Source organism: Richelia sinica FACHB-800 (assembly GCF_014698825.1).
GTDB lineage: Bacteria > Cyanobacteriota > Cyanobacteriia > Cyanobacteriales > Nostocaceae > FACHB-800.
The window spans coordinates 18,896-33,548 of sequence record NZ_JACJTT010000014.1 but is presented as its reverse complement, the minus strand read 5'-3'; the positions used below and the strand labels follow the sequence as shown (position 1 = coordinate 33,548).

General features: G+C 39.5%; 10 protein-coding genes and 1 pseudogene. 4 read left to right on the top strand and 7 right to left on the bottom strand.

Annotated features, from left to right (window positions below; genetic code table 11):
• Positions 1 to 139: 139 nt before the first annotated feature.
• The 5 genes and pseudogenes from H6G73_RS24805 to H6G73_RS12045 form a co-directional block, all read right to left on the bottom strand.
• The gene (locus H6G73_RS24805) at positions 140 to 271 is read right to left on the bottom strand and encodes a hypothetical protein (protein WP_277925186.1); all 132 of its coding nucleotides are present in this window, start codon (positions 269 to 271) and stop codon (positions 140 to 142) included.
• Between the two features lie 162 nt (positions 272 to 433).
• A pseudogene (locus tag H6G73_RS12060) lies at positions 434 to 1,369 on the bottom strand (PIN domain-containing protein); the annotation flags it as partial.
• Between the two features lie 288 nt (positions 1,370 to 1,657).
• Positions 1,658 to 4,603 (bottom strand): excinuclease ABC subunit UvrA, encoded by a 2,946-nt coding sequence (gene uvrA, locus H6G73_RS12055; protein ID WP_190604670.1) that lies wholly within the window; start codon positions 4,601 to 4,603, stop codon positions 1,658 to 1,660.
• Positions 4,604 to 4,720: 117 nt separating this feature from the next.
• Positions 4,721 to 5,779 carry a serine/threonine protein kinase gene (locus tag H6G73_RS12050; protein WP_190604669.1) on the bottom strand — a complete coding sequence of 353 codons (1,059 nt, stop codon included), beginning with the start codon at positions 5,777 to 5,779 and terminating at the stop codon, positions 4,721 to 4,723.
• Between the two features lie 122 nt (positions 5,780 to 5,901).
• Positions 5,902 to 6,795: an alpha/beta fold hydrolase gene (locus tag H6G73_RS12045; RefSeq protein WP_190604667.1), complete on the bottom strand. Its 894-nt coding sequence runs from the start codon at positions 6,793 to 6,795 to the stop codon at positions 5,902 to 5,904.
• Positions 6,796 to 7,323: 528 nt separating this feature from the next.
• Between H6G73_RS12045 and H6G73_RS12040 the strand changes: the two genes are divergently transcribed.
• A complete protein-coding gene (locus tag H6G73_RS12040; RefSeq protein ID WP_190604664.1) occupies positions 7,324 to 8,739 on the top strand; it encodes a hypothetical protein in 1,416 nt (471 codons plus the stop codon).
• A gap of 10 nt (positions 8,740 to 8,749) precedes the next feature.
• Here the strand turns inward: H6G73_RS12040 and H6G73_RS12035 are convergent, their stop codons facing one another.
• On the bottom strand, positions 8,750 to 9,280 hold the full coding sequence (locus H6G73_RS12035) for a hypothetical protein (RefSeq protein WP_190604662.1): 531 nt from the start codon (positions 9,278 to 9,280) through the stop codon (positions 8,750 to 8,752).
• A 235-nt stretch (positions 9,281 to 9,515) separates the two neighbouring features.
• Between H6G73_RS12035 and H6G73_RS12030 the strand changes: the two genes are divergently transcribed.
• Positions 9,516 to 10,013 carry a hypothetical protein gene (locus H6G73_RS12030; protein ID WP_190604660.1) on the top strand — a complete coding sequence of 166 codons (498 nt, stop codon included), beginning with the start codon at positions 9,516 to 9,518 and terminating at the stop codon, positions 10,011 to 10,013.
• 113 nt (positions 10,014 to 10,126) lie between these two features.
• Here H6G73_RS12030 and ndhD1 read toward each other — a convergent pair whose 3' ends face one another.
• Positions 10,127 to 11,701, bottom strand: a complete 1,575-nt coding sequence (gene ndhD1 / locus H6G73_RS12025; RefSeq protein ID WP_190604658.1) for a photosynthetic/respiratory NAD(P)H-quinone oxidoreductase subunit D1 — start codon at positions 11,699 to 11,701, stop codon at positions 10,127 to 10,129.
• 190 nt (positions 11,702 to 11,891) lie between these two features.
• Here ndhD1 and H6G73_RS12020 point away from each other — a divergent pair, with 190 nt between their 5' ends.
• Both H6G73_RS12020 and H6G73_RS12015 read left to right on the top strand, forming a co-directional pair.
• A complete protein-coding gene (locus tag H6G73_RS12020; RefSeq protein ID WP_190604656.1) occupies positions 11,892 to 13,262 on the top strand; it encodes a cysteine desulfurase-like protein in 1,371 nt (456 codons plus the stop codon).
• A 538-nt stretch (positions 13,263 to 13,800) separates the two neighbouring features.
• Positions 13,801 to 14,409: a CBS domain-containing protein gene (locus tag H6G73_RS12015; RefSeq protein ID WP_190604654.1), complete on the top strand. Its 609-nt coding sequence runs from the start codon at positions 13,801 to 13,803 to the stop codon at positions 14,407 to 14,409.
• Positions 14,410 to 14,653: the final 244 nt, after the last annotated feature.

Genomic DNA, 14,653 nt, shown 5'->3' with positions numbered 1-14,653 from the left:
AAACATGAGAATTAAATTTCAGTATTTACTACGCGTGTGAGCATAACAGGGTAGCTAAAAAAATTCAAATTATGATTTACTTTTTTGTCCTTGAATATCCCTTCATCCTAAATGTATGGATAAATACACAATTTATCCACTAAATATTTAGAATTTTTACTTGTGTTATTTCTGCTATCTTGTAAGCTAATTTTTTAAAATCATCATAAACATTTCTCACGATTTTAGTATGAGCGCCAATAGCACCATCAGCAGGTTTTAAGTGAAACATAGGAGAACTTCTAACTCCTGATCATTTATTAAGCTTCTCCTTCTTCATAAATTTTCACCTTTTTATTGTGTATTAATATTATAAACTCACTTCTTATTTCCTTTCTTTCTTTGGGGTTCTGCGTGAGAAAAACTATCAAATTATCAAAATTTTGTCTGTTATTTATGAGAATTGATTTATATCTAAATTTATCAACCTATCTTGAAGTTTTGTCATGTTAGCTATAGCCTCTGTCATTTCTGAATTTATCAAACTATTTTCAATTGCTGAAGAGTAAGCTGACAAGTAATCAATATATTTTTTCTGTTCCCTAATTTCTCTAGCTTCTTCAATTACTTCTGGCTGTTCTGGAAGAGTTAGAAACTTCTGCGCTTCCTCCAAAAATCTGTGAGATGGATACATATAAAATCTCACACCAGCTTCAGTTAGCATTTCTTGCACTAACTCTGGTCTTGGGCTGATGGTTTTTCCACCATGTTTTAGCCACCAGTCTTCTTTGTCGTCATCTGTTACAAAAATAATGGGTTTTTTCTGAGACTTGGCATAATCAATCAATTGTAACCAAAGCACAACATCACCATACTTATCATCGCCTTTTTTTCTATCATCATCCTTATATCCTGGAGGAATTAAATCTTTAAATCTTTGCTCACTATTTTTATAAATTTCTTTTAGTTTGTCTTTACTATATGCTTGACTTACCTTACCATCTATAATGGCTATTAATTGCTTCCACAGTTCATCATTTTCAAGAAAATCTGGATGTGCTTGCTTCGTAGCTTGCAAATCATCTTTAACTTTATTAATAATTCCTTCAATATCTTCTATAATTTGTTTTACATCAATAAAAGGATGTCTTTTATAATTCTTAAATAGCTCATCTTTTAATGTTCCTATAGCTAGATTCTTATCCAAAATAGTTTGGATTTCTTTGTAAGCTACTGACTGATCAGATATTACAGTTAACCGATTCTTATGAATTTCGTAAGCTACTTGATGTGGAATCCAAATTCTTTCCTGAAGCTTTTGGAGAATATCAAACAATCTTTCTCTTGTATTAGAAGAGTAACGATAGATGTGTAATAAAACATTTGTATCAAAAGAAAATACACATTCTTTCTATAGTTCAGCAAACTCTTCATCTGTGGGTTTATAGTAGCCAGGGAATAAATCACGCATATTTATTTTTTGTTAATTTCTTAAGAGAAGCGTAAATTGTGGTGTGTATCCATACAAAGATAACACGCAACCTGCAACAAATTACTTTTTGCATCTCTAGCTTCTTTCTTTGCGTCTACCCTTCTCCTTCGGAGACGCTAACGCGAACGGGATCGCGAAGCGCGATTGTGCGAAACACAATTATTATTTCGTCCACTAAATCCTAATTCACACCATTGCCGGATACTGCTTCAACACCTGCCGTAAATACTCCCCAGTATAAGAACGCTGATTTTTCGCTACATCTTCCGGTGTACCCATAGCAATAATTTCTCCCCCCTTATCTCCACCTTCCGGGCCTAAATCTATCACCCAATCTGCACAACGAATCACATCTAAATTATGTTCAATGACTAAAATGGAATTTCCTTTATCCACCAATCTTTGCAAAACATCTAATAATTTGTGGACATCATAAAAAGATAAACCAGTTGTTGGTTCATCAATTAAATACAGTGTCTTCCCTGTAGCACGTCGAGATAATTCCGTTGCCAATTTCACCCGTTGGGCTTCCCCACCAGATAAAGTTGTGGCTGGTTGTCCTAACTGTACATAACCTAAACCCACATCCAGTAAAGTTTGCAGTCGAGTCACAGCTTTAGGAATATTTTGACAAAAATCTAAGGCTTCCTCAACGGTCATGTTGAGAACATCAGCAATAGATTTATCCTTATATTTCACTTGTAATGTTTCGCGGTTGTATCTTGCACCTTTACACACTTCGCACTGGACATAAACGTCAGGTAAAAAGTTCATTTCAATTACATTTACACCCTGACCACTACAAGCTTCACATCTTCCACCTTTGACGTTGAATGAAAATTGTCCTGGTTTATAACCTCTGGTTTTTGCTTCGATGGTTTGGGAAAATACTTCACGAATAACATCGAAAACTCCGGTGTATGTAGCTGGGTTAGACCGGGGTGTTCTCCCAATGGGTGATTGGTCAATAACAATGGCTTTGTCTACACAGTTTAAGCCTTTAATTTCATCTAAATCTTTTGGTAAAGGCACCTTTTTTAACAAATGATGTTGAAGGGATGGATAAAGTAATTCATTAATTAATGTAGATTTACCAGAACCAGAAACGCCAGTAACTGCAACTAATTTGCCTAAAGGAATTTCTACATCAACATTTTTTAAGTTGTTACGACGAGCATTTTTGATAATTAAACTGCGTCCGTTACCTTCTCTTCTCGCTGCTGGGGTATGAATAACTTTTCTCCCAGATAAATATGCACCTGTTAAAGAAGTTTCTGCCTTTAACAAATTATCTAAATTCCCTTGGGCAACAATGTGACCACCATGAATACCTGCACCAGGGCCAATATCCACTATATGATTGGCAGCACGGATGGTTTCTTCGTCATGTTCAACGACTATTAATGTATTGCCTAAATCTCTCAACTTGGTTAAAGTTTTCAGCAACCGTCCGTTATCCCGTTGATGCAAACCAATACTTGGTTCGTCTAAAACGTAAAGAACTCCTGTTAAACCTGAACCAATTTGCGTGGCTAATCGAATGCGTTGTGCTTCACCACCGGATAAAGTCATGGCCGGACGATCTAAGGTGAGGTAATCTAAGCCTACATCTAATAAAAATTGCAATCTGGCTTTAATTTCTCGCAACACCAAATCCGCTATTTGCATTTGCCGATCGCTCAACTTGAATTTATCTACCCGCTCTCGACATTCCCGAATCGATACCCCAGTTAAATCTAAAATTCCATACTGTCCCAACTTGACCGCCAGGGCTTCTGGTTTTAACCGCTTGCCACCACAAACTTCACAGGGCTGGTCGATTAAATAATCTTCCAACTTCTGCTTAATTAGTTCTGACCCACCTTCATACTGTCTCTGCAAAATGGGAATTACACCTTTAAAACTTTGCTTCTTGCCTTCAGCAGTTTTCTCTTCCCCTTCCCCATGTAAAACTATCTGCTGTTGTTCTGGTGTCAAATTATTCCACTGGGTCTGCAACTCAAAGCCGTAGTTCTGCCCCAAAGCGTAAAGTAACTCTAGGTAGTAGGAGTTTTCCTTTTCTGACCAGGGAGCGATCGCTGCATACATGGGTGCTTCCGGGTTGGGAATAATCAAATCCGCTGCAAATCTTCTGAGCGTCCCAATCCCATGACAATGGGGACAAGCACCATAAGGTGAATTAAAAGAAAATAATCGCGGTGATAATTCTTCCATGACCGCACCATGTTCTGGACAAGCAAAATTTTCTGAAAACACCATTTCTGATGGTAATTCCTGTGAGGAAATATCTTGATTTTTCTCCTCAGTTTCTATATACTTACTATCACGTCGCTCCTGCGTTAACTCTTGTTTTGTATCATTAAATACCTGAATTATAGCGATTCCGTTAGATTGCTTAAGGCAAGTAGAGAGAGAATCAAACAAACGCTCCTGAATACCAGCTTTTTTAACTAAGCGGTCAATAACCAATTCTATAGTATGTGTAATATTTTTATCTAATTCAATCGAGTCAGATAGCTCTCGCACCTCTCCATCGACCCGGATGCGCGTAAAACCTTGGGACGATAAACTCGATAAAAGTTTACGGTGAGTTCCCTTTTTACCCCTGACCACAGGGGCAAGAATTTGGAAGCGAGTACGGTCAGGCAACTCCATAATGCGATCACACATCTGGTCAATAGTTTGGGGAGAAATACAGCGATCGCATATAGGGCAATGGGGTTCACCAGCCCGACCATACAACAAGCGCAGGTAATCATAAATTTCCGTCACCGTCCCCACCGTGGAACGGGGGTTATGGGAAGTTGACTTCTGGTCAATAGAAATGGCCGGACTTAACCCTTCAATTGCCTCTACATCAGGTTTATCCAACTGTCCCAAAAATTGCCGCGCGTAGGCACTCAGAGATTCCACATACCGCCGTTGACCTTCTGCAAAAATCGTATCAAAAGCCAAAGACGACTTACCCGAACCAGAAACACCAGTAAACACAATCAACTGGTCACGGGGCAATTCCAAATCAATATTTTTTAGATTATGCTGCCTTGCTCCCCGAATACGAATGGTATTTTGGCTATTGTGCTGGGGGTGGGGAAGACGACCGTTGATGGATGCTGCTGATTGTTCTGACATATTTGCAGACGGTGAACTAATGACCCTGTGAAACAGTTCTTCATAATACTATCTTTGATCTGCTTCTGATAGAACAAGGGTACTGAACAATCTTTACTTGTTAGTTTCCATTAAGAGTTACTCCAGTTTAGAGTTAGCGGTAACTGGCATTAGTTCTAATTCTTGATCAATTTGCACTTCTAAAAAAATTCTATCTTCAGGTTGAAGCATCAACACATTTGTGGCGATAACGGCTAATGCACTCACTGTTCCCCATCCAACCATAGTGATTAACCTGTTTCTTTCGCTGACAGTGCTGAAGTTTCCTCGTTGTTGACCCTGACCAATCAACTGAATAGACTCTAAAGCCTTCAATGCCGCCTTTGCATTGACATAGCGACGTTTTCGACTCGGTGCTACCATTTTTCGCAGCCATAGGCGCAAATCATGGCTAATTGGCGTTAACAGATTCTTCCATAAAAAATGTCTGCCATCATCCATTAACTGATGGATATCAGCGGAACGAGTCTGAGTCAGCAAGCAAATCAAAGTCACTCCCAAACTATATAAATCTGATGCTTCAGTCAGTAAGTCTCCACTATATTCCTCTGGAGGTACAAAACCGGGAGTTCCTGCCACTAAGGTGCTAAAACTTTTGCGCTCATTTTTCGTTCTAGCTAAACCAAAATCTACCAAATAAGCATTTAAGTTTTCATCCACTAAAATATTGTCTGGTTTAATATCTAAATGAATAATGGGAGTATTTTGTTGTTGGAGATACACTAAAATTTCTAAAATCGATAAGGCAATTTTTTTAATTTCTCCTGGCTGAAAATTCCGGCTTATACCCAAACAACTAGCGGACTTATATTCCTGTACTAAACAAAAGCTCGTAGCTGTTTCAAAAGACCCCAAATAACAGGGAATACGTGGATGGTTGAGCTTTTGTAAAATATCCCTTTCTCGTTCATAAACCCTGACACCCGACCAGTCAAAAATGTTGCTAGCTAAAGAAAACTCTTTAATGACAACTTTTCGCTGCGACTTCAAATCATCAGCTAAATAAATAGTTCTTCCTCCTGCTTGGTTACATCCTAATTTTCGGATAACACCGTAACCAAACTGGGAAAAATCTGGGTAATGATTTTCCCTGTATAATTTCTGATTTTGCTGCACATCAAGCTGACTAATAGACATTATTTAATGTTTGGTCACTGAAGAAGAAAATATCTATAAAGGCACTCTTATAAAATTTTTAGCCGCTTGTGTACCCTACCTCAGCCAAGATGCAAGCATAGTCTTTGCATCTTGACCAAAAATTATCTGAGTTGTCCTAACCAATTAATAATTTGACTATTGACAACTTGGGGAACTTCATCATGGGGACAGTGACCAGCACCAGGAATAGGCACAATAGTGATATTTTTACCATTGTCACGTTCCTGGGCGTAGATTGTAGACCCGGTAATGGGTGTCCAAGGATCATCTGCGCCCCAAATTACTAGTAAAGGACGTTCTACCTTGGGTAATAGTTCCTCAGGACTAGGCCCAGGAGGTGCAGTCAGAATAGAAGCAAAAACCTGTTGCGCTCCTGGGTCACAGGATGGAGTATAAAGTAAATCGACTAATTCATCTGTTACCGCTTGGCGATCGCGATAAACTTGGTAAAGAGTGCGGCGAATTTGTGATTTTTGCCGAATCCGATTAAATACGAACTTGCCAGTCACTGGGTGAGCAACTAACTTGTTAAAAGTTGCCATAACAACTCGTAGTACCGGGTTTAATTCATGGGGACGATGACTTAAACCTCCTGCTGAATTAATCAACACGGCCCCAGATGCCATTTCCGGATTTTCAGCCACCACAATTAAACTTAAAAGTGCACCAATAGAATTACCAATCAATACAGTTGGTGTTTGGATGTGTACAGCCCAAAAATCCTTGAGCATTTCTACCCAGACATCCATACTGTAATCAATGGGTGCTTTATCAGAACCACCAAACCCCAAAAGATCCACCGCAAAAACCTGATAACCAGCTTCAGCTAACACAGGAATATTTTTTCGCCAGTGACCAATGGAAGCACCAAAGCCATGAACTAGTAACAATGGTTGCCCATTTCCCTGGACAGTATATTGAATTTGATAATCTTGCCAATTCCAAAGGCGTTTTTCAAAATGCGTCACCTGACTATGGGAAGTCGTAATGGTCATTACTTAACAATCCTTAACGTAAAACTATTTTTAGTGTATGCCAGCACTTACCAATCAATAGTCATCAGATTTTGGATTGATATCACTGATAAATCTGGAGTCTTGTAGGGTGACAGACTTTTAAATCGTAAATATATGTATTTACATGTATTGTTGATACTAAATATTTTGCTGTAAAAATAAACACGTAAATATAAGACAAAACGCATTTAGAACCCAGCCATTGAGCACACTTCGTCTGCATTGCCAGGTATTTTGTATAAAATTACTCTCATAATAGAGTCTATGGAATTTTAAAGTTGCATATTCTTGAAGAGTAAAAGCTTTGTAGAGTAGATATCTTACTTACCCTAATTCTGTAATTTATCAACATATTAGCTTAGTAGTAAATACTTGCTATTCACTGTAAACTTATGAGAGGGTGTAGCCAATTTGCGCTTTTTGAAAAATGCGGTTAAAAATGAATTTCCCAGTAGAAGGATATCCTAACAACTACTGAGAATTTTTCTTTAACACCCTGAGCAATGGATGCAACGAATGAAAATTCATCAACAGCATCCGCATATTACAACTCAACATCAATTTGATAATTGGCAATTCACGATAGTCACCATGAAAATTCGTAAACTATTAAGTTATTTGTTTTCCTTAACTTCTATCCTGACTTTAGGTTGGATATACCCTGCTCAGGCTGATTCCCGCCTAGAAATATCTCCAATAGAGATTGCCGCTTATATACCCACGAAAGTAGAAGATTTAGAAGATACAAACACACAACTATCATCAGCAGATGAATTGAACTCAGTTGGAGACGAGGATTCTCGCATTTCCGCCACTAATCCCAACCGTATAAATACTGCTTTAATATCTGAAAATAGCCCAGAAAAAATTGAAAAGGAAACACCTGTTGCTATTTTGGCTACAAAAGATATTAATTCATCTCCAGTCACTGAAAAACTTTCAGCTTTACAAACAGATTCCACAACCAGTATCAATGTTAATCAAGCTGAACAGGCTACCTTCTCAGCTACTCAAGAAATCTCTGTTTTAGACCAAACTCAAACTACCGCAGAAGATTCAAATAGTACAAAAAGTATTGATTCTGCCCAAGCTAAAGCTGAAGAAATTTTACCCCAACCTCAGCCAAAGCAATTAATATCCCAAGCAGAAACTTCTACTCCTAACTCTGATACACCAGAAAGTGAGAGTGAATTACGCCAAAGACTGAGAATTACACCATTACTAAGAGCAGGAAAACCAACCTATTCACCCAGTTTAAGTTTTGGTATTCCCAGTGCTTTTGGTGCGAACTGGGGTGATGTATTTGTAGGAGTATCAGGAGCAACAGCTGGTAAGGCTCGTGGTGGAGATGTTGATGGTAGTATGAGCGTGGGTCTGGGTTTAGGAGATAGCCGCAAATTAGTTGGCTTAGAGCTTGCTTATAACCTTGGCAGTTTCCGCAACTTTGGCAGCAATGGTACTTTTGACCTCAAGGGACACCGTGTTGTCTATGGTAACGAAAGAACTCAAGTTGCCGTAGCAGCTGGTTGGAATGCTTTTGCTCAGTATCAAAGTGATGCAAGTAGTGAAACAGATATTCCTTCTTCAGCCTATGGTGCTGTTACCAGTTACTCTCTCTTGCAACCCAACAACCCACACAATAAGTTGCCTCTATTACTCACATTTGGGGTAGGAGGGGGCCAGTTTCGCCAGGGTGATGCTAGTACAGGAGTATTTGGCGGTGTTGGTTTGCAAGTTCATCCTCAAGTGGGTATGGGGTTGGCTTGGAGTGGTGTTGGTTTAAATTTGGGTGTATCTGTAGTGCCAGTACCAACTATACCCCTAACTATTGTGGCGCAGGGTGCAGACTTAACAGATAACTCTGTTGGCGGTACGATTTTTGTCCTTAGCGTCAGTTACGGTTTCAACTTCTTGCCTAGATAAGATTTTGTGACTACCAGTCATCAATTATCTTTTTTGTAGTCTCTATAGGCGAATCAAAGTCTGGTCCATTTACAATACTTCCCTTGTGGACAATCACCGTGATGAATATTAAATCTTTGCTCTTTAGTGTCGGCTTAAGTTCTTTACTTTTGAGTATTGGGGAATTACCCAGCAATGCACAAAGTTTTGGAGGATCATCTAGTTCTTCAAGTGGCGGCTCATCCAGTTCTTCATCAGGTTCTTCATTTTTCACATCACCTAGTTTAGGTACGGCTGGCTTCGTTAGTGGTGGCGGAACTACTACCAGCAGTGGAGGTGTTTTTTCTTTACCAGGTTTTAACTCATTTCCTGTATTTGGTATACCTGCAAATCTGATTATTACACCAACAACCCCAGGTACTACTCCTAATCTTAGTGTGACACCTGAGATCGCTACTTCCGTCAATAATGTGGGCAGAAATATTATTGTGAGTATTTCAACTTCAGGACTTGCACAATTGTTAGCATCATCACCTACACTATGTACTGCTTTAAATACCACTACAGTAGCCTGTCAAGGCCAGATTGCTAGTGCTAATAATACCGTTTCTTTTAACAACTTAAGGGAGGCGTTAAGAAATTTAAATAGCGAAATTGATAATAATCAGAATATTATTTTGACCATTGGCGATGTTACTGTGACACTCCAGTAATAAGAATAATCTTCTGAATTGAGTCTGTTGAAAATTAAGAAGAATGTAAGGCGTTTTGAGTTACTGGTTCGTTTGGTGATGTTTATGAACAAAAAAACTCTGCAATCATTACTGTTGTCCCTGAGCATTAGCACTATGCTTGTAGGTGTATGTAGTCTACCTAGTCATGGGCAAAATTCAGCTTCATCTCCAGAAACAATCAAGAAAGTGGTAACACTTAAACAAGCTAATGGGGAAAGTTTAAATTTTGAAGTTTCTGGCCAACCACAAAGAGTTAATAATGCTGCTGCTACCGCAGCCATTATGTTGGCAGCAGGGGTTAATGCTTCAGGAGTGAAGACTGCTATTGCTTTGGTGATGGCTGGGGCAGATCCTGAATCTGTGGGTAATTTGATTTTAGGTCTTAATGGCTTGATTAGAGAAAATTCCGATGTCAATATTACTCAATTAAATCAAGCAATTACTGCCTATAACGATATTGTTGATAAGGCTGATAGTAATGTGTTGCAAGAAATTAGTAAAAACTCTGAATTTCTCAATATCGGTGATGCCCTGAAAAAAATGAGGGAACCAATCATTTAATAAATCATATTTTTGATTTTCAATTATTGGTGAATAAATTGACATAAATGAAAAAAGGGCGGGTTTTGTACCTGCCCTTTCTTTTCTTAGTCATTCTATTAGGTAATTGCTATTTAATTACCAATGACTGGAGCATTTAAAGAAATATTTTGTATTTCTTTTTCTGCGGCTAAGGTGGGCACAGAGTCACGTAATCTGGCAGTCAATTGTACAGTTGTGGAATCGTACATTTGTGTGAGTAGTTTGGGATAGAAACCAATACCGATAATTGGTACTAGTAAACAAGCAATGATAAAGACTTCTCTGGGTTCAGCATCTATCAAAGCTTGGTGAGAAACTAATTCTGCGTTTTCTTGACCGTAGAAAATTTCTCGCAACATTGATAGCAGGTAAATTGGGGTTAAAATCACACCCACTGCCATCAAAAATACGACAATAACTTTAAAGGTAGAGCTATAAGCGTCGCTAGTGGCAAAACCTACAAATACCATTAATTCTGCGACAAAGCCGCTCATTCCTGGTAATGCTAAAGATGCCATGGAACAGGCTGTGAACATGGCGAAAATTTTCTGCATTCGCTTACCAACACCACCCATTTCATCTAACATCAGGGTGTGTGTGCGGTCATAGGTGGCACCAACGAGGAAGAACAAGCTAGCACCAATTAAGCCATGGGATACCATTTGCAAGAGGGCACCGCTTAAGCCCAAGTCGGTAAAGGAAGCGATGCCAATGGTGACAAAGCCCATGTGAGAAATGGACGAATAAGCGATTTTCCGCTTGAGGTTGCGTTGGGCAAAGGATGTTAAAGCGGCATAGATAATGTTAACTACCCCTAAAATTACCAATACTGGTGCAAAATACGCATGGGCATCGGGCAGCATTTGGGCATTCATGCGAATGAGGGCATAACCACCCATTTTCAACAGAATACCTGCCAATAACATGTGTACGGGGGCTGTGGCTTCACCATGGGCATCTGGCAACCAGGTGTGGAGGGGAATGATGGGTAGTTTGACGGCGTAAGCAATGAGGAAGCCAGCGTAGAGTAGAAGTTGGAAATTCAGGGCGTAATTTTTAGCAGCGAGCGATCGCATATCAAATGTGACTGTATCGCCATAGAATGCCATCGTCAATGCTGCTAACAAAATAAACAGGGAACCACCTGCTGTGTACAAAATAAATTTGGTGGCTGCATACTGACGTTTTTTCCCGCCCCAAATTGCTAACAGCAAGTACACAGGAATTAACTCTAATTCCCACACCAAGAAAAACAACAGCAAATCCTGCACGGCGAAAACAGCGATTTGACCGCCATACATCGCCAATAATAAAAAGTAAAATAGCCTTGGTTTAAGTGTGACAGGCCAAGCTGCTAGAGTGGCTAGGGTGGTAATAAAGCCAGTGAGAATAATTAAGGGCATGGATAAGCCATCTGCCCCTACTGACCACTTTAAATCTATTTGTGGTATCCAAGCATAACTCTCTACCAACTGCAAATCGGGGTTAGAGAAATCATACCCAGTATAGAAAGCAGTAACAATCAAGGCAAAATCAATCAATCCCACAATTAAGGCATACCAACGGATGGTTTTACCGTCTTTGTCGGGGATGATGGGAATCAGTAGTGACGCAGCTATTGGTAACAGAATAATAGTCGTCAACCACGGGAAATTAGCTATATTCATCACAATTCGTCTGCGATTGAAATCATGTTTGGCCAAAAGTCACTAGTTATTAACTAACAGCTTTTTGCCAATTTTCCCTTCATTGTTAGGTTGATTTAATTAAATTGGCAAGCCCCAAATTTTGATGATTGAGAACAGTGGCTAGGGTGCAAGCGTCTATGATGAATGAAAATCATAGATATATTTTCTTATGGAATCTCTCGATCTGAAATGGATTCGTGCTCAGTTTCCTGCACTCACTCAAAAAATTAATGGACATCCACCTATTTATTTTGATGGGCCTGGGGGAACTCAAGTCCCCGGTGCAGTTTTGGATGGGATGAGCGATTATTTAGTCCGTTCCAATGCCAATGCTCACGGGCCTTTTGTGACGAGTGAACGCACCGATGCCTTGATTAATTCTGCACGGGCAGCGATCGCTGATTTCTTGGGATGCGATCATGATGAGGTGGTATTTGGGGCGAATATGACTACTCTGACCTTTGCTGTCAGTCGTGCCATTGCTCAAGAATTCCAACCCGATGATGAAATTATCGTTACTCGTCTTGACCATTCTGCCAATATTTCCCCTTGGTACGCTTTCGCAGAAAAAGGCGTAAATATCCGTGTAGTTGATATTAATCCCACCGACTGCACCCTGGATATGAGGGATTTAGAACAGCAAATTAATGAACGGACAAAATTAGTTGCTGTTACTTATGCGTCTAATGCGGTGGGAACCATTAATGATATTGCCAAAGTCGTCCACCTAGCCCATAGTGTGGGCGCTTTAGTTTATGTCGATGCTGTCCATTATGCTCCCCATGCACCTATTAACGTCCATACTTTAGATTGTGACTTTCTCGCTTGTTCTGCTTACAAATTCTTTGGGCCCCATGTGGGTATTCTCTATGGGAAACGAGAACATTTAGCTCGGTTTACACCCTATAAAGTCCAACCAGCACCCGATACAGTGCCATCCCGTTGGGAAACAGGAACGTTAAATCATGAAGGTTTAGCGGGAGTAGTGGCAGCGGTTAACTATCTAGCCAAATTAGGTTGTCATGTTGCTCCTACTTTAGATAGTGAATTACTATCAGCTTTGATGAATGCGGATAAAGAAGGATTAACCACCTTTCATTGTCCCCGCTTCCTCACCTCACCAGAACAACCAAGCCATGAATTAGCCTCTGCCTACCATAGTCGCCGTGCAGCCTTAATTGCAGCTATGTCAGCGATTCAGCAATACGAACGAGAGTTGAGTAAAAAGCTAATTTCTGGATTATTGGCCATTCCTGGGGTGAAAGTTTACGGTATCACTGACCCCAACCGCTTTACTCAACGCACACCAACGGTAGGAATTACCTTAGAAGGGCAAACACCACAACTCCTAGCTCAAATTTTAGGCGATCGCGGTATATTTACTTGGCATGGCCATTTCTATGCCATTGACCTGATTACCAGACTAGGAATTGATGCTGCGGGTGGTTTGGTGCGAATTGGCTTAGTCCACTACAACACCGAATCAGAAATTGAGCATCTGTTGCAAGCTGTAGAGGACATTGCCAGCAGCAACAAGTAAGCCCAACGAAAACAAATAAACTTCCACTTTTTTTAATAGCAATTACTTAGCAGCAAAATTATGTATGCACAACATAATTTGTAATATTGCATTGTCAAAAATCAAATATAATCCACCAATTCATGGTCAATTTTAGGTTTTTTTAAACCGTTTTAGAGGTAAATATCTGGGGATCTTAATGAATCATTCATAATTCAAACTTATCGGAGTGATAATATATAAATAAGCTAAATTGTTGCTAGTGAACTGAAACGCAGCAAGAGGCGATTACAGAGTGATTCCAAAGTTTATCTGTTGATTTCTAATTCAACTGAAACAGAATCAAAGATAAATCAACATCAAATTCATATAACTGGTCAACTGCGTAAATCTTATTCCTAATATCAACAGAATAATCAAAACCTCCAAAGAGTTTAATTATTCTGGTTGGGAATTCTAATTGCTGTAATTGTCGAGCAGTAAATCTAGTCTCACCAAGTAGCAGCTTTTTAGATATACCTCGCACAAAAAGCGAAACCGATCTTAAGGAGTAGGAATTATGAGAGCCAAACATATCATGACTCAAGATGTAGCAACTATTCGCGGTTCCGCTACTATCGCTGAAGCAGTCAAACTTATGCGACTCAGAGGACTACGGGCATTAGTTGTTGAACCTCGTCATAGCGGTGATGCTTATGGCATGGTGACAGAAATGGATATCGTCAGCAAAGTTGCTGCTTATGGCAAAGATCCAGAACGGGTGCATATCTTTGAAGTAATGACGAAACCATGCGTTTTCGTCAATCCTGACCTAGATATTGAATATGTTGCTCGCTTGTTTGCCAATACTGGGGTATGGCGCGCTCCCGTTATTCAAGGCGAATTATTAGGTATTATTTCTGTTACCGATATTATTACTAAAGGCAACTTTGTCGAAAAACCAAAATTAAAATTCCTGCGGAAAGAATTGCACAAAGCTGTCTCAGAAGCTCGCTCAATTTCTGCTAACTACGGTTCAGACTCGAAACGAGCAATGGAAGCGTGGGATATCGTTGATGAGTTAGAAGCAGAAGCTACTTTTTATGGTCTACCTAGATCAGAAAAAACTGCTAGAGAGCTATTCTCTGAAGAACGAAAACCCACTCCTGTTGAACAACCTGTTGGCTAGACAAGTTGGGATGAAAACATTAATTGAGTCATCAAAAACCGCAGAGTTTAGCAATTCCTCTAGCTTGTTCAGCATCTCTATTGTCAGGAAGAAATGCTTAAAGAAAGCTAAATGTTTCGAGAATTTTGTTTAGCTCTAAGGTAATTGTAGCACTAAATTAATGTTGTTAACAACTGGAAATTGTTTGTTGGCTACTGTGAGGTTTTCATCATTCAAATAGTGTTTTAAATTATGGTGGGTTATG